Raw genomic sequence first — 23647 nt, forward strand, 5'->3', positions numbered from 1 at the left:
ACGGTGACAGGATCAATCCAGGTCAGTCCGCTTTTGTCATGAACCAAGGCCCCTTCCTTGCCGAGTTTGACAACGGACACGGGGCAAAGCGTTCCCAAACGATTGGCCATGGCTTCATAACCGTCCTTCAGCCCGGTAAAGGCCGCAGCCTCATCTTCATTGGAAAAAACAACTGTGACGTAACCGCGCAGGATCTCCTCCAGGATATCGCGTGAAGCCCGGACGACCTCGAAGGAACCCAGGTCCAGGCTGATGGTGCAGCCTGCCTTTGTTGCGGAACGCAACAACTGCAGGGTCAATTCCTTGTTGAAAAGGAGATAACCTTCAAGGTGCGCGTGGCGGCAACCGGCAAAATCCGCCTCGGTAATTTCGTCAGGGCTTAACGTCTTGGATGCGCCAAGATCGGTGCGCATGGTGCGCTGGGAATCGGGCGTGACGAGGGAAAGGCAGCGGGCGTTGGGCAGGCCGCCTGTTTTGAAGCGAGAAACATCAACCCCCATTTTTCTGAAATTATCACGGTAAAAATCCGCGTCCTTGTTGTTGCCAAGCTTGCCGAGAAAAGTCGAACGCAGGCCGAGCCGTGATGCGGCTTGGACTGTGTTGCCCGCCGAGCCGCCGGGCGCCTCCACAAGCGCGGAGTTAATCCCTCCCATAAGGGCTGACATGGTTTCGGAGTCGATCAATTCCATTCCGCCCTTGGCCCCTCCGGCTTTGTCGAGGAAAGAATCCGGAACGCGGGCCAGGGAGTCCACAATGGGGGCGCCGACGCCGATGAGATCAAACGATTGCATGGCAATACGTTTACATGAAAGGGAGCAGGGAGTGCGAATTTTTTTTAAAGAATGAAGGGGATGGATTTACAAAGGCATTTTAACGCAAAGTGCGCAAAGCGCCTGCAGCGCCCGGGTTGGGTGTTGTGGCGTAGGCAAAAATATATTGTGAGACTTGGGTGTTTTACCTATAATCCCACTATGATGACGTTGACAGAAGTTGAAAGTCTTGCTTTTAAACTCTCTGAGCAGCAAAGAGCTGTGCTTGCAGCCCGCATCCTTGATACCCTGCCACCGGCTTTGGCCGATTCTGACGATGGAATTGTGGAGGCGCTACGGCGCGACATCGAGATTGATTCAGATCCCAGTATTGGAATCAACCTCGAACAGTTCGATCGCCTAATTGCCCAACGCAGATGAGCCTACGGGTTGTATTCCATCCGAAGGTATTTTCGGAGGTTGATACAATCATGGAATATTACGAAAGTGTTGCAGGCCCGCATCTTGCCGATGACTTTTATGCTGAGTTTCGCCTTTTTGTTCAAGATGCCTCGGATGACGCGGAAAAATATAATATAAGAAAAGGCAATTTCAGAAGAGTGAATCTGAAACGATTTCCATTCAATTTCCTTTTTCGAGTGGAGAAGGATGCCATTCGCATTTTGGTTATTCGACATCATGCCCGCCGACCAGCATACGGCACTAAAAGAACATGAAGGTAGGCAGAGCGACGCGCCTAGTTCCCATCCCTTTGGCACTTCGGCTGCTACCAACCAAAACATTTTTTCTTTCCCTTGGATTTGCTTCGCTTTTAACGTCGCCCCTTTTTGCCCAGGTGCAGATCCGTGAGGTGGTTCCCGGCAAGGTTTATCTCGAAACCAGCGGGCTCGAGATTCCGCTGATGCTGCACGGGACGGGCTTCAAAACATTGACAAAAGCGGAAGCATTTTATGAAGGCAACCCCGACCCCTATCTATCCGTCCAGCTTGGTGTCCCGGGAGAGAACCGCGTTTCCGTGACCCTCATTGCCCGGCCCGATACGCCCCTTGGACCGGGACATTCGCTCCGCCTCAAGACGGAGGACGAGGCTTGGGTTGAGGTGCCGCTCGTCCTTGAAATCGTGGCGCCGGGGGACAAGCGCGCCACCAAACCGAATACCGCCAGCGCACTGGAGGCTGTGGAAGTTGCGAAGGGAAAACGGGTCGTTATTTCCGAAAGCAAAGCGCCCGTGATAACCAACACCGTGCCAAAACCACTCTATGTCGAGCCCAACGGCCAGAGCCAGACGCTTGTGCTCAAGGGGCGCAATTTGCAGTCGATCACGGATGTCCGGGTGCGCAAGGCTTCCCAACCGCCCAAATACCGCAATCAGGAGGGCATTTTGCCGGCGCGTCTGCGCCAGGACACGATTGAGGTGGATGTACTGGCCACGCCTGACACGCCGGTTGGAGAAAAATACGCGCTGGATCTGATGATCAAGGAGTATCTGGCCGGGACCGTCACGTTCGTGGTGGGCAAGCCCGCGCCGCCACAGGCTGCGCCTGTTCCCGCTCCACGGGTGATCGAGATCCCAGGCCCGATTCCGACGAATCCTCCCGCGCCATAACCGGTTTTTGCCCGCGAACCGCCGCCGCGTAAAGCTATGCCGGTCAGGAGCACGCGAAAGCAAAGCAAACTTCATTTTTATCCGCAGATTAAGCAGATTTTCGCAGACGGCAAACACAGCATCTCACACGGAGCCTCAAAGACACGAAGGAAGGTTCGTCGAAGGACGGGTTCGTCCGGTATGCGAACAAAGAACCACGAACCTGAAAACCAAGGACCCTTTCCCTCTGTGTTCTCTGCGGCTCTGCGGTGAATACTTTTTCCTATTTCAGCAGGCTGTTCATCTGATTGATGATGGGCATGTAAATGGAAAAGGCTTGGAACAACACCATCGCCAGGGCGATCAAAAAAGTGGCTCCAGTGAGAAAATGAACCAGAAGCGCGGACTTGCCTGAAAAATCGTCCTCGGCCAGCACGGCGGCCTTTTCGAGCATGTCGGGCAGCGTGCCGCTCAGTTCCCCGGTCGAAATCAGGCTGCGGGAATTCTCATTCAGAAAGCGGCAATGCGAAAGCGCAGGCGCCAGGGTTTCACCCTGGTTGAGTTTTGCCTCGGCTATTTCCAGATCCAGAACCGCCGCAGGGCTGCCGATGGCGTTTGCACTGGCGGGAATGGCCTCCCGGAATGTGGTGCCTGCCAGGAGGAACGCGCGCAGGCAGCGGCAAAAGTTTTGCGTGGCATACGACTGGATCACCGGCCGAACACCCGGCAGGCCGATCAAGATGCCATCGATCCGCGCCGCTGCGGCCATGTCGCTATTGCGGGTTCGGAACACGAACCAGAGGCCCAGGATGATCAGATACAGTGGAGCCAGCCCCGCCAGGATGACTCCCACAGCAGTTGGAAGGCCGTCCAAGAGCATGTACCGGATGGATGGAATCAATACGGCTGCATGATAAATAAAAAGCGGATAGGCCAGTTGGCGTAGCAAGCGTTCAACCAGCTTTCGCCGCTTTTCTGCAAGCGCGGAAGCATGATCCAGCAGAGCCGATATCTGGCCGCTTTTTTCTCCGGCTGCAATCAAGGCAAGCGTGGTGGAGTCAAAACATTCCGAATGCCGCCCGGCGGCCACATGGAAAGTGTCGCCCCGCCCTAGGCTGTCTGCCATGTCGAGGGCAGCATACCGCCACTTGCCGCTGAACTGGGTGGCGATGGAGCGGAGGCCCTTTTCCAAGGGGACCCCGGCCTGCGATAGTGCGGCGGTCTGGTGCAGGAAGTTTTCGAGGCAGATATCCGACATTAGGGTAAAAATGGACGGAATACCGCCGGGGCGCAACGTATTCCAACAGGCGGTAGTGAGAAAGGGCACTTGGAACAGGGTTCTAAAGAACTCAGGACGCAAAAAATGCATCAATCATTTTGAACATTATGGCGGCAAATCGGTCTATAGTACCGAGTAGCCTATCCTAAAGGCGGGAGTGCGTTTCCTTGGGGTTCCATCATCCCACACCTCCTTGTCGCACTCCCGCTTTTTAGTGCCCAAATTGGGGCCTCTCCTTCCTGAGACGGCCCAAAAGAGCAAGGAGCCTTGGGGCAGGACAGATTATTTAGGCGCTCTACAAGAATAAGCGCTATAAGCATTTAACTCTAAGACATTTATAAAAATAATATCCCCATTTGTAATCAGATTGTAACAATCCAAAGCTTGCTTTTATTAAGCCTCCTTATGTAATTTAGCTATCAATCCATGAGCGCTAAAATTCTGATTATCGATGATGAACCCGATGTGGTGGACCTCATCAGCATGAACTTGAGGTCCGGCGGTTTTAAAGCCTATTCAGCCGATAATGGCGAAACCGGCATCGCCAAAGCCAAATCGGAAATACCTGCATTGATCATTCTGGATTTGATGCTGCCGAAGATTTCCGGAATCGAAGTCTGCAAGCTGCTGAAACGGGATGTCTTAACCAACAATATCCCGATTATCATGCTGACGGCCAAATCGGAAGAAGTGGACCGGATCGTCGGACTTGAACTGGGTGCCGATGATTATGTGACCAAGCCCTTCAGTCCAAGGGAGTTGCTTCTGCGGATTCAATCCGTCCTGCGCAGAGGCAAGACCCCGGCCTCAAAAGCACAACGGGTCAAGCTGGGAGGATTACTGCTCGATCATGAGCGGCATGAGGTTTTTACGGAAGGTTCCAAGGTGGATTTGACAGCCACTGAATTCAAGCTGCTTGCAATCCTGATGGAAAGAGAGGGCCGCGTACAAAGCCGCGACCGGCTGCTGAATGATGTTTGGGGATACGAGAGCGTCATCGACACCCGCACGGTGGACACGCATATCCGCCGCCTGCGCGAGAAAATGGGCGGGTTATGCGAGTACATCGAAACGGTACGCGGAGTAGGCTATCGCATCATGGACCCGGGGGAGTAGGGATTATTTCCTGCTTTGCAGGCGCCCCCGTGTGCCCGACAATGTCATGTAAATGGCCGGCATCCTCATAATTTCCGTTAGTTTGCTGTTAGTGGGCGGGACAGCCCTCTATCTTTATCTGGAACTTGTTTTACCCCTGCGCCAAATCCGGCATTTGTCGGAAAAACTGCTCGGGAAAGGGAAGCCCGGCGCCTTTGACAAGGGCTTTTTGGGGTTGGGCCAGATATTCCGAAACCTGAATGCCATCGAAACGCATTTACGGGAATTAAACAGCCAAGCCCATGTCGAGGAATTCAGCCTCAAGACCATCCTCGCCAGCATGGCGGAAGGCGTGATCATCACCAACCCCAAGAGCACCATTCAGGCCGCCAATCAAGCCTTCATGCAAATGTTCGGGTTGCAGGGCGATCCGATCGGGCGGTATGTCATGGATGTTTTGCGCCAGGCTGAAATCAAATCGCTGATCGATATATCGGTTACCACACTCAGAGAAAGCACGGGGGAAGTCGTGATTGAGGACCTGCTGGATGACAAAAACCAGCGCAAGGTTTTCCAAGTGAGTGTTTCACCGCTGGGCGGCACACCCGAGAAGCTCAAAGGCGTGGTGGTGGTTTTTCACGACATTTCGCGGATCGTGCAATTGGAGCAACTGCGCCGGGAGTTTGTGGCCAACGTGTCGCATGAATTGTGCACGCCGCTGGCCATTTTCCGGGGTTACCTTGAGACGCTGCTGGATAACCGGCGGATTCCCGCCGAGGAACAAACCCGCGTGCTGAACGTCATGAAACGGCATTCGGACCGCTTGAATGCCCTGGTGGAAGATCTCCTGACGCTTTCCCGGCTCGAATCCGGCCGGATCCAGCTCGAATTCATCAAGTTGAACATCAGCCGGACGTTCAAGCAGATTTGCGAAGACTGGCAAAATCAACTCCGTGCCAAATCCTGCAAGCTTGATGTTATCTGTCCGGACCAGGCGCCGATGGTGGAGGTGGACACGCTTCGCTTCGAGCAGGTCTTTTATAATTTATTGGACAACGCGCTCAAGCATTCCGAACGCGGCGGACGGGTTGAGATGGGTGCGGTCTGGAGCGGCGGTTCTCACATGGATTTTTACGTGAAAGACAACGGGGCCGGCATTCCCAGCGACAAAATCGGTTTTATCTTCCAAAGATTTTACCGCGTGGACAAGGCGCGCTCCCGCGAGCACGGCGGAATCGGGCTCGGGTTGGCGATAGTAAAGCACATTGTGCAACTCCACGGCGGGCGGGTTTGGGCGGAAAGCGCGGTGGGCCGCGGTACGACCGTCTGGTTCCGGCTGCCTATTGTGCAGGATGGTTCAACCGTGCCAGAACCTCAGGATCCCGCACGTCCTCCCAGCGGCCGTGCAACTCGCGCCCCTTGATGCGAAGTCCGGATGCGGCCATTGCGTTGATGGCTTCCGTCAACTCGTATTCCCCGCGCGGGGAGAGTTGCAGGCGGGAAGTGAAATCGAAAAGAGCGGGCTTGAAAAGGTAGATGCCGGCATTAAACCAGGGCGTTTGAACGGTCCCGGACGCGGCCTTTTCCACAATGGCTTTGAGCAGAAAATCTTCGTCGAAAATCACGGCGCCGCCATGCTTCAACTCCATACCCCCTTTTACGGCGATCGCTCCGTCAAATCCCTCCAGCGCTGCGATATGCCCGTATTCCTCCGGGCTTGCAAGATAGCTGTCCCCGTAGGAAAGGAGGAAGGAATCCCTCCCGACCCAATCGCGGGCCAGTTCGGGCGCCTTGCCGGTGCCGTCCTGAGTTGTTTGCCGTCCATAGCTTGCGGAGATGTTGAATCTGGAGCCGTCTCCAAAATGTTTTTCAATCACTTCAGCCCGGTGGCCGGTGATGAAGAAAAAATCCCGGATGGGAGCGAAATCACGAATGCCGGCCACGATATGTTCGAGGATGGGACGGCCCTGGACTTCGATCATGGGTTTGGGGAGCGTCTGGGTGATTTCGCCCATTCTCTTTCCCTTGCCAGCCGCTAAAATTACTGCTTTCATGGCCGCTCAGCTTTTTTCTAATATCCGATAATTATTCAAATGGAGTCCGATTATGCCGATCTATAATGATGTTGTTGAAACTGTGGGAAGAACGCCCTTGGTCAAGCTCAACCGTGTCACAGCGGGCTGCGGCGCCACCGTGGCGTTGAAGTGCGAGTTTTTTAATCCTCTGGGCAGTGTCAAAGATCGTATCGGCGCCGCCATGATTGAGGACGCCGAGAAGAAAGGGATTCTGAAAAAGAACACCGTTATCATCGAGCCGACATCCGGGAACACCGGCATCGCTCTGGCTTTTGTCGCCGCCGCAAGAGGGTACAAGTTGATTTTGACCATGCCTGAAAGCATGAGCCTGGAGCGGCGCACGCTGCTGGCGCTGTTGGGCGCGCAACTGGTGCTGACACCCGCGGCTGAAGGAATGAAAGGGGCCATCGCCCGCGCCGAGCAGTTGCACAAGGAAACGCCGAATTCCTGGATTCCGCAGCAGTTCAGCAATCCGGCGAACCCGGCAATCCACAGCAAAACCACAGCCGAGGAAATCTGGAAGGATACGGATGGCAAGGTGGATTTTTTGGTTTCGGCCGTGGGTACAGGCGGAACAATCACGGGTGTCGCGGAGGTCATCAAGGCCAGAAAATCCTCTTTCAAGGCGGTTGCGGTGGAACCGAAGGATTCCCCCGTTATCACGCAGACCCGGAATGGCGATCCGGTCAAACCCGGGCCGCACAAAATCCAGGGCACAGGCGCGGGCTTTGTTCCGGAAAACCTGCACATGAAGGTGGTGGATGAAGTGATCACCGTGACAAACGACGAGGCTTTTGACATGGCCCGCCGGATTTGCCGTGAGGAAGGATTGTTGGTCGGAATTTCGACCGGCGCCAACGTGGTTGCGGCCATTCAACTGGCCAAGCGTCCGGAAAATGCCGGCAAACTGATCGTGACCATCGGCTGCAGCACGGGTGAGCGCTATCTCAGCACCGCACTGGCTGACGAAGCGCGCAAACAGGTGGGTTCCTGATTTTTTGAACGGGCCTGCTTTTTCCGCCACTCTGTAGAAGCGACGGGATCTTCACGCGTCCGTGGATTCTCATGAAACATGGCGAGGTGAAACCAAAAACACATCCACATTTGGCGGGTGGGTTTATTCATGGATGGGGTTGGATCATCGCGGGATTTTTGCTGGTTCTGTATTATTTGCAGGCGGTCACTGCCTGCCGACATCAATCCGTTACATTTGATGAAACCACGCATTTGACCGGTGGTTACCTGCTCTGGACGCATCCGGAATGCAAGCACACGCCTTCCAACGGCGTACTGGCTCAGCAACTTGCGGCCCTGCCATTACTGTTCAATAATTTGTCATTTCCCGAACTAAACCATGAGCCGTGGAGCCGCATGGATGAATGGGGGGTGGGCTACAGTTTCCTTTATACGATGGGCAATTCCACCGAGTCCATGCTTTGGCAGGGACGCGCCATGATTGCCCTGCTGGGATTGGCCGCCGGGGCTTTGGTTTTTGTATGGTCCCGCGAATTATTCGGAATGGCGGGAGGGCTCATATCCCTGTTTGTGTTTGCCTTTTGTCCCACGATGCTGGCCCAGGGCACGCTCGTCAGCTCCGACATGGCGGCCGCCTTTGGTTTTTTGATCGCCACGCATGCCTTTTGGAAAGCCACTCACAGGATATCGGCTTGGACTCTTTTATACAGCACCCTGGGTCTGGGTCTTTTGATTATTAGCAAGATGTCATCCATTCTGATTGCGCTGATTTTCGCCTTGATTTTGGTTGTGCGTATTTTTTCCTCGCTCCCTGTGCAGGTGGATTTTGGATTCGCCTCCCGGCGCTGTGAAGGCTGGCGGCGCGGCATCGCCTGGGCCGGACTATTACTGACGCAAGCCATTGGTGTAATCGGGATTTTATGGCTGGTCTATGATTTTAACTATCTTTCGATGAAAGCCGTTGAAATCCGGCAGCAACTGCTTATTTCCGGGCCGGTTCTGGAAGGCTGGGTTTTGGACGCGATTGCGCGTTCCGGGCTGATTCCCCCCGCATTTGTCGAGGGGCTAACCTCGGCCATTCGATCCGCCGAGCTGAGGATGGCATTTTTAAACGGCCGGTATTCGGTTCAGGGGTGGTGGTGGTTTTTTCCCTATGCATTTCTTGTCAAAACCCCGTTGGCTTCCCTCGCTTTGATTTTAATGGCCGGACCGACTTGGATTCTTGCAAAGAGAACCGCTGCGGCCCAACGCGCCGGAAACGATGACAGCATCCGCCTGCCCTCCCTTTATGAACTTTCTCCGCTTCTAATCCTGGTCTGTGTCTATGCAGTTGTCTGTTTGACAAGCAAATTGAACATCGGATACCGGCACATGCTTCCGATGATTCCACCTCTCTACATTTTGGCGGGAATGAATGCCTGGTTGCTTTTTCAATGGAAGCCCTGGGGCCGTCTCGCTGTCGGCACTTTACTGGCAGGTGTACTGGGCGCATCTCTCTCGCTACGCCCACATTATCTGGCTTTTTTTAACAGCCTGGCCGGCGGCCCGAAAAACGGTTATCGTCATTTGGTGGATAGTTCCCTGGATTGGGGCCAGGACCTGCCTTCGCTCAAGGATTGGCTGGACAAGAATGAATCAGGCAAAAAAACACCCGTCTATTTTTCCTACTTCGGCACGGGAAGCCCTGAATATTACGGGATCAAATCCCGGCGCTTGCCGGGATTTTTCGACTGGCGCCAGCGGGAAGCTTATCCCATGGAAGGAGGCGTTTACTGTATCAGCGCCACGACGCTGCAGTCCGTATATAATCCCTATTATGGTCCCTGGTGCGTGCCGTATGAAAATCTTTATCGCCAGTTGACGGGCGAACTATCTACTTTGGATCAAACAGCGGGCAATCCGTCCGCGCGCCTGAAGCTTTTTCAAGAAAAGGGACAGGCTTACTGGGAACAGCGGATTGCCGCGTATGAGCAGTTGCGCTTTGCGCGGCTATGCGCCTGGCTGCGGCAGCGGGAACCGGACGACGAGGTGGGATATTCGATTTTGATTTACCGTCTGAGCGATGCGGACGTCCAGCAGGCTTTGTCAGGACAACCGGCTGAATTGCTGCCTGCACAGGTGGATCTTATGAGAAGATGAGGATGGATTTCCAGGAATGGAAATCGTTCTTAGTTCCCGGTTCCTGGTTCTTTGTGGTTCAACTGAATTGTCGAAGCAACCGGACGGTACAGGATATAGACCAGGCCGCCCAAAAGGGAGTTGGCCAGCATCATGCTGAAAGCGACCAGCGAGGCGGCCAGGGCTTGTTCGGCTTCAATGTGGGCAAGTACGCCCAAAAACAAGACCATCAGGTATTCGCGTACACCCAGCCCTGCGATGGTGATGGGGACGGCATTGGCGGCCAGTACGATGGGTACAAAACCCAGCCAGAGTACAAAGGGCATGTGAATGCCAACCGCAAGGCCGGCCAGATAAAAGACCCCACACAGGAGGACTTGCGTGAACAAGGCGGCACTCAGTACCTGGGCGAGATTTTTCTTATGTGAATAGACCAGACTGTTGATCCGCAACAGTTCCACTTTGATTTTGGAGGCTGGAAGAAGCTGCAGACACCAATCTGAAATATTTCTCAGGAAAAATCCTCTGTGAAGAAAAAACAGCAGGCCGAGGAGCAGGACGGCGGTGCCGACGGCTGAAATTCCAATTGCCAGCCAATAGGAGGCGCGGGATGCGGACAGAGCCTGCCATTGCCAGGGAATACAAAGCACGGCAAGCACCAGGACAGCGGCCAGGCCGATCATGCGGTCGATGAGCACGCTGGTACAGGCTTCCGCCACGCGGCCTTTGGTTAGGCGTGAAATATAGAGCATTCGCGTCAGGTCGTCTCCTGTCGGCCCGGGCAGGAACATCAGGAAAAACTGGCCAATTTGCGCGATACAGACCAGGGAACGGAGACGGATTTGAATGCCAAAAACACCCAGCAAACGCTGCCAGCGCCATCCGGCAATCACAATGGTTGAGAGACAGAGGAATATGCCGAGAACCACCGGGGTGTGGCGCGCATTATAAATGGAAGCACAGACGTGGGCCAGGCTGGCTTTGCGGAATAGCAACCCAATTGCAAGGACTGAAAAGCCGGCCTTGGCAAAAAAAAACACCGTTTGTTTACGGTTCATTCTGACACCAATGGTATAAGATTGCATTGCATGCAGATTTCGAGAGGGGGGTTCTATCCGCCTGTAATTGTCAAAGTAGGGAGGGGGACAATGAATTTTCCGCCATTTTTTAAATAGGATTCGTGTTTTTTAATAATCATGTCGGCAAATCTCCAGGCGAGTATGACCACTGCATCCGGCTTGTCGTTGTAAAGTGCTTTCGGGGAAAGCACCGGAATATGGTGGCCTGGACTGAACAAGTTTTGTCTCAGAGGGTTGTCGTCGATGATGCAGGAGAGGGAATCCCCTAGATCAAAATGATAAATCAGAACCGTACCTGTGGCTGAAGCGCCATACCCGGCGATCTTATTTCCCGTGGATTTGAAAGGTGTCAGCGCCCGGTTCAAGTCGGATTTTGCCTTTTCTATGTTAGCGGCATAGATCTTGTATGTTTCCAAATCGTAGAGACCGAATTCATTTTCGAGATTCAAAATAGCGTCAACGGATGGAGAAGCCTTGCGCGGACCGTTTTCAAGCTGGGCAAAGCAGCGCAGGGACCCTCCTTTGCTCGGTGTGCGCTGCACATGCAGAAGCTCCAAGCCGTGGCGGCGAAGGAATAGCTGCAGGGGTTTTGCAGAGTGATGACTGAGATGTTCATGGTAAATGAAATCAAAAACCATATTTTTGACCATGTCCAACATGTAAGAAACCTCAAATACAAACAGGCCTTCCTGTGAAAGCATGGCGTGCACTCCGGCTGCCATGTCTCCCAATTGATCGGAATGGGCAAACACATTGTTGGCGGTGACAAGTGAAAATGGGCCGCGTTCGGCGCGGAGTTTTCGGCCAAGCTCGCCGGTAAAAAATGAGGGAACGGTTTCGATGTCTGACGCGGTCGCTGCTTCGGCGATATTCTGCGCAGGATCTATGCCCAGGACGCGCAACCCGCGTTTTTTAAAAAACCCAAGCAGAGTGCCATCGTTGCTGCCGATGTCGGCGACTGTAGATCCGGGCGCGGGTTGTGCATAATCAATGACTTCATCGGCATAGGTGCGAAAATATTCCACCAATCCGGGGGAGCTGGCGGTGGTGTAAATATAGGAGCCGAAGAGCAGTTTGGGCGAGACAACGTCAAGGAGCTGGGTATGTCCGCAGTTGTGGCAAAGAAACAGATCCAGCGGGAAAGCTTCCTGGACCTCCTGAAGGCGGGATGCTGGAACGTAAGCGTCCACGGGTGGGCAGGGCGTCAGTTTCAGCACCAATGAGAGATCCCGGCCTTCGCATAAGCGGCAGGTATTGCGGTGATAAAATTGAGCGCTCACGATTTGGATTTTTTTGATGACGGCCGGGAAATCTTTTTGCGAGGTCTTTTTGGGGAAGGCAACATCTCGCGCACCAGGGCTTCCTGATAAAGTAACGATATCCCGCCGTCCACGACAATATCCTGGCCTGTAATGAAAGAGGCATTGTCGCTGCACAAAAACAGGACTGCTTTTACCACCTCTTCGGCTGTGCCCATCCTGCCGAGGGGCACCATTTTTTTGTAAACGCGCATCAGGCCGGGGTTCCCAATGAAAAAACTTTTGGATTCTTCCTTGAGCACGGTTGCCGGAGACACGCTGTTGACACGTATTTGGCGTGGGCCGAGAGTCGCAGCGTAGTAGCGAACCATTTGGTTCAGACCGGCCTTCCCCAAATGATAACCCAAGGGAAGCTTCTTTGTAATTAAATGCGCATTAATGGAGCTTACAATCACGATTGAGGCGCCGGCGGGATCAAAAGAAACGGTTGCAAAATCAATGGCTTGTTTTGTTCCTGTCAGGGTTGTTTGGATCTCCCCATCCCAGTTGTTGTCTTTGCCACGGTAACGCTGGAAAAAAATCAAATGGTTCAACTTCCCGTTATTTTGGACAATCTTCCCCAGCGCGGCTTGCAGGTCGGCACGATCCGAAACATCGGCGCTCCAATAGCGCGCGCCGGAAACTCTGCGTCCGCTTTCCGGGGGGTGGCGCGCTATGACGGAGACGGCGTGGCCTGCTGCAGCCAGCATTTTCACGGCAACGTGACCGATGCCTTTCGTACCGCCAATAACAAGAATGTGTTCTTTGTTCACGACAGGAGGAATGTTTTGTTCTATGCCGCTGCCTTGAGGCGGTTCAGGAACTTTTTCGCCTCGCCAGGGTTGCTCTCATCCGGAGCCCAGGGAGCCCATAATGTATCTTCCCTATTGAAGGGGCCAGGTGTCGCCTCATGGATTACAAATGTTCCGGGATGCATGACAAGAGTGTGCCAAACACCCGCTGGAACCCGGATGTAAAATTGCCGCCCCGAATTTTGTGGGCCGAGGGGAATGATGTCGGTGATATCCCCGTTTTCGTTGAAGAAATAAAAATCGGCTTCTCCTTCGAGAATGTGCAGGGACTCGTCCTTGCCCAGGTGCTTGTTGGGGTGGACATAGGTTTGGTCCATGTAAACGACAAACATCTCATGCAGGTGTGCGGAAACGTCCTTGTGGGCGCAAAGGCGGACCCGCTTGCGTTCGCTTTCGGACACCTTGCTTTTCAAAAAAGACATTTCCTTGCGTCCCACACTCACAATGAGTTCGTCTGCAATATAAACTTCCGCGTTGATGCGGTTCATTTTGAGCAAATTCCGCTCCCGGCGCGCGGGTTTGATGCCAGCTACGTAGGCAGGGACTTCCGGGCTGTTTTCCTGTGGCGACCACGGGGTGAAAACCGTATCCTCCCGTTTGAAGGGGCCCGAAGTGGTTTCGTGAATCAGCATTATATCCGAATCCAGCACCAGGGCGTGGTTGGCAGATTCTGGAATCCGGCAGTAGAACTGGAATCCGGAAGAATATTCTCCCAGCGAAACGACATCGGCGCTGCGGCCATTTTCATCGAAAAAAACATAGTCGCCCGACCCCTTGATGACATGCAACGATTCGTCCTTGCCAAGATGCTTGCTGGGCCGGATGTAGGAATCCTTGGTGAATCCTATAAACATTTCATGGAGGCGGTCGTCGTTGGATTTGTGGGCGCAAAGGCGGACTCTTTTTCGAGCGCTCGACTCAATTTTACTTTCCAGAAAATCCAACTCAGATTTTCCGACATTTGGAAATTTCGCTTCGGTTATGTAAACATCCTGTCCTGCGGTTTTTAGTTGCAACATAAAATCTCCTCCCGCAACGGCCAGGCCGCCATTTCGTCGGGTTTCCCAAACACTTCTATCGTTTTGTGCAGCATAATGCAAAGAGGTAGTGGGCCATGGGGTGGTAACCGGTGTGGACGACCTCGTCATTCATTGAAAATATGAAAACATTATGAAAAAATTTCTGCATCAGGATTTTGAATTGAAGCGCCTCCTTGCAGTTGACATGGCCTTCCTTGCTGGCCGGGGATGCATAAACCTGGGATTGCAGGGACGGGCTTCCCAAAATCAACACCCCATTGGGATTCAGGGATTTTACAATATTGCCGATAAAGCGGTCCTCATCCCGAGGTTGGATGTGCTCGATGACGTCCAGGGCGTAGGCGCCGTCGAAGGCTTCTTTGAGCGGGCCGACGAGCATGTCATGAACCTTGGTTATAATGGGCCAGCGTGGATCCATGGCGGCGGCGGCGCTTGCAATGAAAAGGGGATCGAAATCGACGGCAGTGACAAACGGCACTTCCTGCCTGACAACGCGCGTGCCAAAGGCGTCGGCACAGCCGATTTCCAGAACATGGTTCATTCCAGACAGCATTTTTGAGACAAACTTGTATCGTGAGAGCACGAACCCGAGGCGCCGCGGGTCATCCTGCCAGACCTGACTGCTCATCAGGCCGAATTTCGACAATCCTTGCTTCTCCCGCTCAATCAGGAATTGATACTGCTTTTCGCGCGTTTGATTGGGCTTCATACCTGAACTTCTTGGAGGGAACGCATGGCCTTGGCAAGTTGTTTCGTTTTTCTTTCGGTTTGATTTTCCGAGGGATTTGAAAAGACGCGTCGGCTGCCGCCGGATGGGAGAAACTCGTTCAACTGGATGCAACACCATTTGATCTGATAAACCGGCAGCAGGAGTTGGACGCGATCCGACAGGGTGGGCAGGGCCATTTTTTCGGAAATTTCAGAAATGAATAAATCCAGTTGCGAGCGATCCACCGGGACCGCGGGCTGGCAAAAGAAGTCGCAAACCATTTTGGCCGGGTCATCAAAACCCGCATATTCAAAATCAATGAATCGCAAGCGGCCATCGTTTCCAAATAGGGCGTTGTGAAAGCCAAAATCCGAAGGTGACACGCAGCGCTTATCCCGGGGCAGTACGTGATCCGTCTGTATCTGGGCGTGTTTTATTGCTTTTTCAGCCCATTGCCGCCATTTGGGAGCCAGTTGCCCCGTGATAAAATTGAGGGCTTCCCGGCCGATGTCCGTGGAGGCTTCCGTTTTCTCCAGTGCGGCGATCCGTGATTCAATGCGATCCAAGTGCTCGCGCAGGCTAAAACAGGCTTCGGATGCCGCTGGCAGGCGGGAGGCTTCTGGAGACAGGCGGTGTTGGTTTAATTCCTGAAAAAAATCCAGCGCCTCTTTTACGATATCCGGGTTGGATGTTTGAGGTTTCTCCCCTTCAATGAATTCAAACAGGCCCAGTTTTTCCCCGGGCAGCCATGCAATGGGTTCCGGGGTCCGCCGGATGCCTGACGCCCGGATGAAAGTATAAAAGGCCTGTTCGGCGGCAAAGCGGTCCCGGAGATCGTCGGGATGTTGAAAGTAATGTTTGACCAGAAGCGTTTTACCGGGAGCGTCAGCCCGGTACACGCGATTGTTGCCGGTACTGAGCAGAGAGGTCAGGAAAAAATCGCGGAGCAACCCGGCTTGCTCGATTGAAGCTCGAATAGGGCTTTCGAGATCCACACTGATGCCTCTTGTGTCAGTTTCGGCCATAGAGTGTTTTGGCGACCCGTCGTATAAAAATCGTTAAAAGCGTATGGGCGACAGACAAAAAATTTCGATTTGTCAGGGCGTTCGATTTCCCTCCTTTGCGTTCGGCGGCGCGAACCGGTACCTCCAGATAGCTGGTGCCGCGATCCAGCAGTTTGGTAAGCAGATCCGCCTGAAATCCAAATCCGCGTGAGTTTGAATGCCAGCGCATGACTTGGTCGCGCCGGATCACGGGCAGGCCATTATAATAATGCAACTTGTGGCCGCTGATGGTGTTGACCAGGGCGGTGAAGGCCCACGATAAAAAGCGGCGCCGCCAAGTCCTGCCGGCTGTGCCCGCCGGGTGGTAGGGAATGATGATATCGGCCTTGCCAAGCTGCCGGAAAATTGTGGCCAGTGTGTCAGCAGGTTCGCCGTTTTTTCCGCAAACCAGGCGGTACCATTTGCCATGGCCCAGAAAGGCCGCCTCAGCATAGTTGTAACCCAACCCCTCGTTTTGAGATTGGACTTTGAGAATAATGGATATATCCGGGTGTTTTTGGATGTAATGATTGATGACCTCGACCGAACGGTCCCTGGAGGCGTCATCGATGATGACAATCTCAAAGGAAATACCGGCTTCGATGCACGCGGCAATTGCTGTGTCCAGCGTGCCCGCAATGTTTTCCTCTTCATTATAGCAGGCAACAAAGAGTGTCAGATCGATTTCAGGTTCCGGCATAAGGACTTTATTACTCGAACTCGCTGGCTTTACCGAGCACAAATTGCTTGGCGGCAAAAATGATTTTCGCGGCCCAAGCCAGACGCGGCCGGCCAATATGCAAAACGCCGTTTTTTTCCACCAAATCCCCGCTTTCGAGCAAGCGGTGCAGGCGCATTTCCATCAGGGATTGTTCGTTGTACTCCCGTGTGAGATCTTCAATGCGCAGCCCATCCGGGGATTTGGCGATTTTATTGTAGATACGGATGCGGATGGAAGCCTGGCCCAAGTTGGCAAAATTGAAGTAGCAATAAGAAAGGGCCAGATAGGCCGGGGCATTCACAAGCAGGACATAGTACAGGGTTTCCGGAGAAACGCCGAGATGGCGGATGCGGATGGCCTCCAGAACGGCGAGCACGCCGCCGCCGCAGAGGCAGCCTTCCGCAACCGAACGAAGGAAGTGGCTTCCGCGGCGCAGGCGGACAAGCAAAACCTGCGCGACAACATTGGCCGCAAGAGCCAACACCGGTGACAGAAGCGAGTAGTAAAACCAGGCGTCAGCCGCCCTCGGAAATAGGTCCATAAAGTTTTCGGAAGCCAAGAATGATGCGGAAAAACAGGGGTGGCTGTCCGGCAATCCTGTATTTACCGCCGGATTGAACGACCAGACCGCTCTTGATCAGGGCGGAAAGACGGGCGCTGACGAAGGGGCGGTGTGCCAGAAAACGATCCACTTCTTCCATGGAAATCCCCCCTTTGTTCCGTTGGCTGATAAAATGCATCAAACTCAGGGTTGGGCTGTCGCCTTCGATCGTTGTATAGAGGATGAGATAACAAAAGCTGCAAGCCATGTAATAAAGAGCCGTATGCAGGATCAGATACAGCGGTGTTGGGGCGAAGAGCGCCCACGCCATCCAGGCGCAGAAGACAAGGGCAAAAACGACGCCCAAGGCAAGCATTTGGCGGTGGGGCAGGCACAATTTCCAGATGAGAATATGCAAAGCCAGGGCGATGCTGAACAAGAGTGCGGTGGTGTGAAAAACAGTCATTGGAATGGGATTGGCAAATTCGGTTCTAGTCGAAATGAATGATGGCGTGAATGACCTCGCCGGAGCGCATCTTTTGGATGGTTTCGTTGATTTCGGAAAGCTTGACGCGGTGTGAAATGAATCCTTTGGGATCAAAACGCCCATCCTGGATCATCCTCACGAGGCGCGGGATGTCGAGATGGGGCTGGCTGCCGCCGCCTTCGGAACCGGTCAGAATTTTCCCAAAATGCAGCGGCAGGGTGTGCAGTGTGACGGATTTGTCGTGCGGCATGACTCCAAAAAGAACGCAGCGTCCTTTAGGCTGAGTCAAAAGATAGGCCATTTCGATGATCCTGGCCTGGCCGGTGCCGTCGATCACCACATCGGCGCCCTGCCCTCCAACGATCTCACGGACAGCCGCCGCCGCGTCGGTTTTTGAGGAATTGATCACATGGGTGGCGCCGTATTCGCGCGCCTTGTTCAATTTGTGCTCGAAGAGATCAACCGCAATAATCGGATACGCGCCCGCAAGTTTGGCGCCCAGGATGGCGCCCAGGCCAATCCCTCCGCAGCCGAAGAGGACAACACTCTCGCCGATCTTGACCCGGGCATCGTTGTTGATGACGCCGAAGCCGGTTGTCAAGGTGTCGGCCAGTAACGCAGCGATTTCAAAGTCCAGATTTTTGGGAATGGAAGTGAGGCGGTTCTCCGCCACCACGGCAAACTCATTGAAAGTAGTGACCCAGCCTGCGCTGACTTTACGCGAGCCCCATTGATAGACCGGGGCCTTGACTTGCAAGCCCGCGCCGGGGCGCCAGTGCAGGACAACAGAATCACCCGCTTTGACGCGTGTCACATCGGGACCGGTTTCGAGTACGATCCCGCCACCTTCATGGCCAAGAAGGTGGGGCAGAAACCGGTCCGGTCCCTTGACGCCGTCGATTTCCCCGAGCTGGGAACCGCAAATACGGCTGGTTTTGACCTGCACCAATACCTGGCCGGTTTGCAGGGCCGGGACTTCCACTTCGTCAAGGACGAGAGGCTTGTGTTGTTCAACCAGAATGGCTGCGGATGTTTTCATTCAAAATAAATGAAGCTGTGATCGCCGGTGTAGCCGCCGAGCTTGAACCACCAGTCCCATTCTTCCGGTGTACAGAACATTTCGCAAGTCATTTGCCAGTAGAGCAGGTTCACTTTTTCCTCTTCGTTGCGGTAGGATTCGACACAGATGTATTTGTTTTTTTTGCCGACCCGTTCGATTTCCTTCAAAGCGGCATGAAGCTGGTAGCAGTACAGGTTGTGAAGTGTGTTGATTGAGATCACCAGGTCGAACTCGTGGTCGGCGAAGGGGAGTGAGTCGGCCGAACCGAGCCGAATGCGATCCTTGACCTCGGGCTTGGCGTGCTCGATGGCGTAGCCGGAGACCTCAAGGCCATACACCTCAAGACCGGGCAGGACCTGCGTGAAATCATAAAGCAAAAAGCCCTTGCCACAGCCGATATCCAGAATTTTATCGCCGGGTTTGAGTTTGTAATGATTCACCATGGCTTGGGCGACCTTACTCCAGCGCCCGTCATACTTCATGCCGCCGTAGCCGGTTTTGCGGTCGCCGTCCCAGTAATCGTAGGCCCACTGTTTTGCCAGCTTTGCGGCCTCGGCTTTTGGAAATTCATTCACCCGGGCCAGGTAGTCCCTCTTGGTGGATTTGTGAATGATGGAAACGAAATCAACTAACGCCATAATTTTTGGATCCCTTCCGCGATATGTTCCGGCGTAAGGCCGAAAATTTTCCTGGCGGACGATTGTTCGCAGGTTTCGTGAAGAATTTCATCGCGGGTGCCAAAGCGCAGCAGGCGGGCTTGCGGGGCGGTTTGTTCGGAAAGCCATTCAGCGACAGCGCCGCCCAGGCCTCCGAGCACGCTGTGTTCCTCGACGGTGGCCACTGCCTTGAATTTGGAAAAAACTTTTGTCAGGAATTCAACATCGAGAGGCTTGATCGTGTGGAAACTGGCCACTTGTGCCGAGATGCCTCGTGTCGCCAGCAATTCGGCGGCCTGAATGGCAACGGAAAGCATCGTACCGGCGCTCAGGATGCAGGCGCCTGTTCCTTCGCGAACGGAGATGGCCCTGCCGATGGTAAAATCCGGCAGGCTTTGATGCACGTTCGGCTCCCCTTTTTTGCCGATCCTCATGTAAACCGGACCCGGCTGTTGCAACGCCGCGCGCAGGCCCGCACGTACTTCCATGGAATCCGCCGGCGCCACCACGGCCAATCCGGGCAGGAGCCGCAACATGCCCATTTCTTCGCAGGATTGATGGGTGTACCCGAGGGACGCATAGGAAAGGCCGGCGCCGGTCCCCACGACTACCACAGGCTGATGATGGTAGCAGAGGTCGATTCGTATTTGTTCCAGGCAGCGATAGGTGATGAAATTGGTAATGGTATAGCAAACCGGGCGAAGACCCGACAGGGCCATGCCTGCCGCCACGCCGATCATGTTGGCCTCGGCCACGCCGCAATTGTAAAAACGTCCAGGGCATTTTTCCTTGAAATCGTCGAAGAGACGGTTGCCAATGTCGGCGGAGAGCAAAACAATCCGCTCGTCCTGTTGGGCAAGTGTTGTGATTTCTTTTGCGAAAGCGTTTCTCATGACAGCCCGAGCTCCCGGCGCGCTGCGGCAACTTCTTCCTTGTTGGGAACGCGATAATGCCAGTTGTTGTCGTCTTCCATGAATGAGACGCCCTTGCCTTTCACGGTGTTGGCGACAATGGCGAGGGGCTTTTCTCCTTCGCCCATGCGATTCATTGCGTCGGTGAGCGCGTTTAAATCATGGCCGTCGATTTCCATTGTGTTCCAGCCGAAGGCGGACCATTTGGCGGCAAGAGACGGCAAAGCCATCACTTCGTTGCTGCGGCCCGTGGCCTGCCATTTGTTGTAATCAATGAGGATCGCCAGCCGGTTCAATTTTTGGGCGGGCGCGAAAAGCGCGGCCTCCCAGACCGAACCTTCATTGCATTCGCCATCGCTCAACGTCACAAACACGCGATAGTCCAGCTTGCGGATGCGGGCTGCCAGCGCCATCCCGATTCCAACGGGAAGGCCGTGACCAAGAGAACCAGTTGCCAGCTCCACGCCGGGCGCGCAGGCAGGGGCGGGTTGTTCCGCCAGCGGGCTGCCTTCCTGCGCAAACGTGTCGAGCAGGGATTCCGGGAAAAAGCCGCGTTTGGCCAGAACGGCGTAGAGTGCGCTGGCGGCATGGCCCTTGCTTAAAATGAAGCGGTCGCGGGATTCGGACTGTGGGGTTTTGGCGTCAATTTTAAGCACGTTCCAGTACGCGGCAACGAGGATATCGACGCAGGACAGTGCGGATGCCAGGTGGGGTGTCTCCGCACGGTTCGACATCTCAATCAGCTTGCCGCGGATTTCCCGCGCAATTTGTTCAAGATTGGAAGTGTTGGGGCTGGGTGGCATTTGAAGGTTTAAAAAGAAAGCATGCTCATGCCGCTTTTGAGCAGGGTTTGTTTGGAAATGGGGGATTGGTTGCCGATGATTTTGACGGCTTGGGCCCCGGCCAGTTGGCCCAGAAAGGTTGTCAATCCAATCGGAAGCCCCCTGACCGCGGCGAGTGAAACGATGGAAAAAAAGGCGTCGCCCGCCCCGACGGCATCAATCACATTGGTTTCCAACGGCAGGCAAAAGCTGGTCTTTTCGCCCTCATGCAGGCCGATGGTTTCAACGGCGCCGCGTGTCAGCCATGCGTACTTTGCCAAAAATGATTTTTTCAAGGCATCCAATTCGCGCAAATGTTCGATGGGGCGGCGCGCGCAGGATAACAGCAGTTCCTGTTCGTCGAGGGAAAAGGCGTCGGCGCGTTCGTATTGTCTGGAGATGATGTTAAACCCGTGATTGTTGCTGTTGGTCTGGCAATTAAGGCTCAGGAAGCGCGCCGACTCCTGAATGAGAATGCGGTGCTCGCGCTGCAGAAGGCCGTGGCCGAAGTCGGCAACAATGACCATGTCAAAATCCGCAATATCACTTAGCAGCCGCTTTTTCAGGGCTTTTTGGATCGAAGAGGAGGGAGGAACATCATCGATATAATTAACAGCAAATAATTTGATCAATTCCTTGCCCGCCGTCAACGGCTCGACGAAGCGCTGCTTTACTATCGTTGTAAAAGCAGGATCGCGCAAAATCCAATTTTCATCCGGGCTGACTTGTTGGCTCAACGCGGCATCCACCCAGGATTCTGTCCCGGCAAGACTGATAAATTTGACATGGTTGCAAAACTGCTTGAGATGGCGGTACACGGCCAGCGCGCCGCCGGACTGGGTTTCCTCACTCAAGAAACGTCCGGAAAGAATGCGGTTTTTTGAAGTGAGGCCTTGCATTTTGACGTTTGAATAACGGTCGAAAATAATATCGCCGATAAGGAGGACCTTCAGACTGGAGAGGCTGTCGACCGACTCCCGAAACTGTTCCGGGGTGCAGGTTTTTGAGAGCTCCCGGCAGAAGGTTTTGACCGGCGCGGCCAGGTTGTCGAAGTGGTTGTTGATTAATTTTGTGGAGCTAAAAACAACGGAACCCAGGTAATGGACTTCCCCTCCGTGCCGTTTCACTGCGACAACGTCATCCTCAATGTTTCCGGTGACATCATTCTCCGGATTTTCATATTCCTTCCCCTTGCAGTAAATCGCGGGCTTGACGCAGTCGATGGCTTCGACCGCCGCAGGGTGCGGAACCAGGACAATGTAATCCACGCAGGCAAGGGCGGCAAGGCTCTTGGCGCGAAGCGGGTCGTTAAAGAACGGACGACCCGGGCCTTTGTTGACATGTTTCTCCCCGGTGACTGTTACAACAAGAACGTCGCCCAATTCCCGCGCTTCTTCGAGATGATAAATATGGCCCGGGTGCAGCAGATCGAATGTGCCGTGGCATTGGACGATTTTTTTTCCTTTTGCCCTGAGTTTGTCGAAGACGGCGGCCGCGGCATCGAAGGGGATGATTTTTTCGTGCGGCATTATTTTTTGAGAAAATCATAACAGCGGGCGTCGCGGCCCAGCTTCATGAATTTCATGTTGTAATGTTCGGGCGCGTCCACATCCGGGAACTGTCCGGCCTCAATGGCGGCCCGGAGCAGCTTCACCTCGTTGCGGATGGAACTGACGGGCTTATACCCCAGCGTCTTGAGGATTTTGTTTGAGGAAATATGGTAATCGCGATGATCCTGGGTGTCCGTGATTTTGATTTCAACGGACATGTCCGAAAGCTCGGTCTGGATGAGTTTTGCGATTTCGATGACTTTGAGATTTTCAAAACCAAAATTGAAGGTTTGCCCGTTGATGAGCGCCGGATCGGTTTCGACCAACTGCGCATAGAGATGGATGATGTCGGACATGCCGACATTGGGACGCCGTTGTTCCCCTCCATGCACGGTGATGAGACGCTTGGTGATGGCGTCGGCTGTAAGTTTGTTCACGGTCAGGTCAAAGCGCTGGCGGGGAGAAGTGCCGCAAATGGTGGCGGGACGAATGTTGACCGTACAAAAATCCGGCGAAGCTGCGGCGGTCAACAGCCATTCGGAAAGCATTTTGTATTTTGAATAGAAGGTCAGCGGGGCGGGTTCCAGAAGTTCGTCGATTTCCGATTCATCCCGGGCGCCAAAGACGCTGCTGGAAGAGGCGTTGATGAAACGTTGAACACCGGCTTTGCGCGCCAGCGCAACCAGCATGCCAATGGCGTCAAAATTGACCTGCCGTGTCAGCACCTCGTCGATATCGCCGGTAGGGTCATTTGAAATCGCAGCCAGGTGAATCACGGTATCCACGCCCTTCAGGGCGGCTTGTACCGCTTGCGGGTCCCGGATGTCGGCTTCGGAAAAGGAAAAACGCCCGGACCATTTGGGCCAGGAAGGGTATTTGTGGAGTGCACGGACGCCGGCATCAGAGTACAACAACCGGTCGATGACGCGCACCCGGTGGCCGAGTTCGAGGAGATGGGGTGTGAGGCGGCTGCCGACATAACCGAAGCCGCCCGTGATAAGGATGTGTTTGTCAGGCATAAA

The 23647-nt window shown here is 54.1% G+C and carries 25 protein-coding genes; 7 read left to right on the forward strand and 18 right to left on the reverse strand.

The window, feature by feature from the left end:
* The coding region (locus PHD76_11655; protein ID MDD5262489.1) for an adenosine kinase at positions 1–791 on the reverse strand (791 nt) is incomplete at its 3' end.
* Positions 792–971: 180 nt separating this feature from the next.
* Between PHD76_11655 and PHD76_11660 the strand changes: the two genes are divergently transcribed.
* From PHD76_11660 to PHD76_11670, 3 genes are read left to right on the forward strand one after another with little or no spacing between them, the layout of a single operon-like run.
* A complete protein-coding gene (locus PHD76_11660; protein MDD5262490.1) occupies positions 972–1190 on the forward strand; it encodes a hypothetical protein in 219 nt (72 codons plus the stop codon).
* On the forward strand, positions 1187–1486 hold the full coding sequence (locus PHD76_11665) for a type II toxin-antitoxin system RelE/ParE family toxin (GenBank protein MDD5262491.1): 300 nt from the start codon (positions 1187–1189) through the stop codon (positions 1484–1486). The genes PHD76_11660 and PHD76_11665 overlap by 4 nt, the downstream gene beginning before the upstream one ends.
* Before the next feature lie 35 nt (positions 1487–1521).
* The gene (locus PHD76_11670) at positions 1522–2376 is read left to right on the forward strand and encodes a hypothetical protein (GenBank protein ID MDD5262492.1); all 855 of its coding nucleotides are present in this window, start codon (positions 1522–1524) and stop codon (positions 2374–2376) included.
* A 262-nt stretch (positions 2377–2638) separates the two neighbouring features.
* Here PHD76_11670 and PHD76_11675 read toward each other — a convergent pair whose 3' ends face one another.
* On the reverse strand, positions 2639–3682 hold the full coding sequence (locus PHD76_11675; GenBank protein MDD5262493.1) for a type II secretion system F family protein: 1044 nt from the start codon (positions 3680–3682) through the stop codon (positions 2639–2641).
* A 378-nt stretch (positions 3683–4060) separates the two neighbouring features.
* Between PHD76_11675 and PHD76_11680 the strand changes: the two genes are divergently transcribed.
* On the forward strand, positions 4061–4750 hold the full coding sequence (locus PHD76_11680) for a winged helix-turn-helix domain-containing protein (GenBank protein ID MDD5262494.1): 690 nt from the start codon (positions 4061–4063) through the stop codon (positions 4748–4750).
* 52 nt (positions 4751–4802) lie between these two features.
* On the forward strand, positions 4803–6152 hold the full coding sequence (locus PHD76_11685) for an ATP-binding protein (protein ID MDD5262495.1): 1350 nt from the start codon (positions 4803–4805) through the stop codon (positions 6150–6152).
* Here the strand turns inward: PHD76_11685 and PHD76_11690 are convergent.
* Positions 6070–6783, reverse strand: a complete 714-nt coding sequence (locus tag PHD76_11690) for a sugar phosphate nucleotidyltransferase (GenBank protein ID MDD5262496.1) — start codon at positions 6781–6783, stop codon at positions 6070–6072. The two genes, PHD76_11685 and PHD76_11690, sit on opposite strands and share 83 nt — an antisense overlap.
* A 52-nt stretch (positions 6784–6835) precedes the next feature.
* On the opposite strand from PHD76_11690, the gene cysK reads away from it, so the two are divergent.
* The gene (gene cysK, locus PHD76_11695) at positions 6836–7798 is read left to right on the forward strand and encodes a cysteine synthase A (GenBank protein ID MDD5262497.1); all 963 of its coding nucleotides are present in this window, start codon (positions 6836–6838) and stop codon (positions 7796–7798) included.
* 86 nt (positions 7799–7884) lie between these two features.
* Positions 7885–9918 carry a hypothetical protein gene (locus PHD76_11700; GenBank protein MDD5262498.1) on the forward strand — a complete coding sequence of 678 codons (2034 nt, stop codon included), beginning with the start codon at positions 7885–7887 and terminating at the stop codon, positions 9916–9918.
* 29 nt (positions 9919–9947) lie between these two features.
* On the opposite strand, the gene PHD76_11705 is transcribed toward PHD76_11700, so the two are convergent.
* From PHD76_11705 to PHD76_11775, 15 genes are read right to left on the reverse strand one after another with little or no spacing between them, the layout of a single operon-like run.
* Positions 9948–10955: a lysylphosphatidylglycerol synthase transmembrane domain-containing protein gene (locus PHD76_11705; GenBank protein ID MDD5262499.1), complete on the reverse strand. Its 1008-nt coding sequence runs from the start codon at positions 10953–10955 to the stop codon at positions 9948–9950.
* Positions 10956–11008: 53 nt separating this feature from the next.
* Complete coding sequence (locus PHD76_11710; GenBank protein ID MDD5262500.1) at positions 11009–12256, reverse strand: class I SAM-dependent methyltransferase; 1248 nt, start codon at positions 12254–12256, stop codon at positions 11009–11011.
* The gene (locus PHD76_11715) at positions 12253–13047 is read right to left on the reverse strand and encodes an SDR family oxidoreductase (GenBank protein MDD5262501.1); all 795 of its coding nucleotides are present in this window, start codon (positions 13045–13047) and stop codon (positions 12253–12255) included. The genes PHD76_11710 and PHD76_11715 overlap by 4 nt, the downstream gene beginning before the upstream one ends.
* A 20-nt stretch (positions 13048–13067) precedes the next feature.
* Positions 13068–14105, reverse strand: coding sequence for a WbuC family cupin fold metalloprotein (locus PHD76_11720; protein ID MDD5262502.1), 1038 nt, complete (start codon positions 14103–14105; stop codon positions 13068–13070).
* Between the two features lie 55 nt (positions 14106–14160).
* Entirely contained in the window at positions 14161–14835 is a 675-nt protein-coding gene (locus PHD76_11725) for a class I SAM-dependent methyltransferase (protein MDD5262503.1), read from the reverse strand.
* Complete coding sequence (locus tag PHD76_11730) at positions 14832–15860, reverse strand: aminoglycoside phosphotransferase family protein (protein MDD5262504.1); 1029 nt, start codon at positions 15858–15860, stop codon at positions 14832–14834. The genes PHD76_11725 and PHD76_11730 overlap by 4 nt, the downstream gene beginning before the upstream one ends.
* The gene (locus PHD76_11735) at positions 15847–16578 is read right to left on the reverse strand and encodes a glycosyltransferase family 2 protein (protein MDD5262505.1); all 732 of its coding nucleotides are present in this window, start codon (positions 16576–16578) and stop codon (positions 15847–15849) included. The genes PHD76_11730 and PHD76_11735 overlap by 14 nt, the downstream gene beginning before the upstream one ends.
* Positions 16579–16588: 10 nt before the next feature.
* Positions 16589–17140 carry a hypothetical protein gene (locus PHD76_11740; protein MDD5262506.1) on the reverse strand — a complete coding sequence of 184 codons (552 nt, stop codon included), beginning with the start codon at positions 17138–17140 and terminating at the stop codon, positions 16589–16591.
* The gene (locus PHD76_11745; GenBank protein ID MDD5262507.1) at positions 17115–17606 is read right to left on the reverse strand and encodes a hypothetical protein; all 492 of its coding nucleotides are present in this window, start codon (positions 17604–17606) and stop codon (positions 17115–17117) included. The genes PHD76_11740 and PHD76_11745 overlap by 26 nt, the downstream gene beginning before the upstream one ends.
* Before the next feature lie 25 nt (positions 17607–17631).
* The gene (locus tag PHD76_11750) at positions 17632–18666 is read right to left on the reverse strand and encodes a zinc-binding dehydrogenase (protein MDD5262508.1); all 1035 of its coding nucleotides are present in this window, start codon (positions 18664–18666) and stop codon (positions 17632–17634) included.
* Complete coding sequence (locus tag PHD76_11755; GenBank protein MDD5262509.1) at positions 18663–19325, reverse strand: class I SAM-dependent methyltransferase; 663 nt, start codon at positions 19323–19325, stop codon at positions 18663–18665. Before PHD76_11755 ends, PHD76_11750 begins: the two co-directional genes overlap by 4 nt.
* Positions 19316–20236 (reverse strand): transketolase C-terminal domain-containing protein, encoded by a 921-nt coding sequence (locus tag PHD76_11760; protein ID MDD5262510.1) that lies wholly within the window; start codon positions 20234–20236, stop codon positions 19316–19318. The genes PHD76_11755 and PHD76_11760 overlap by 10 nt, the downstream gene beginning before the upstream one ends.
* Entirely contained in the window at positions 20233–21057 is an 825-nt protein-coding gene (locus PHD76_11765) for a transketolase (GenBank protein MDD5262511.1), read from the reverse strand. The genes PHD76_11760 and PHD76_11765 overlap by 4 nt, the downstream gene beginning before the upstream one ends.
* Before the next feature lie 8 nt (positions 21058–21065).
* Complete coding sequence (locus PHD76_11770; GenBank protein MDD5262512.1) at positions 21066–22604, reverse strand: PfkB family carbohydrate kinase; 1539 nt, start codon at positions 22602–22604, stop codon at positions 21066–21068.
* On the reverse strand, positions 22604–23644 hold the full coding sequence (locus tag PHD76_11775) for an NAD-dependent epimerase/dehydratase (protein MDD5262513.1): 1041 nt from the start codon (positions 23642–23644) through the stop codon (positions 22604–22606). The genes PHD76_11770 and PHD76_11775 overlap by 1 nt, the downstream gene beginning before the upstream one ends.
* Positions 23645–23647 lie beyond the last annotated feature (3 nt).

This window comes from Candidatus Methylacidiphilales bacterium, from assembly GCA_028713655.1.
Classification (GTDB): Bacteria; Verrucomicrobiota; Verrucomicrobiia; order Methylacidiphilales; family JAAUTS01; genus JAQTNW01.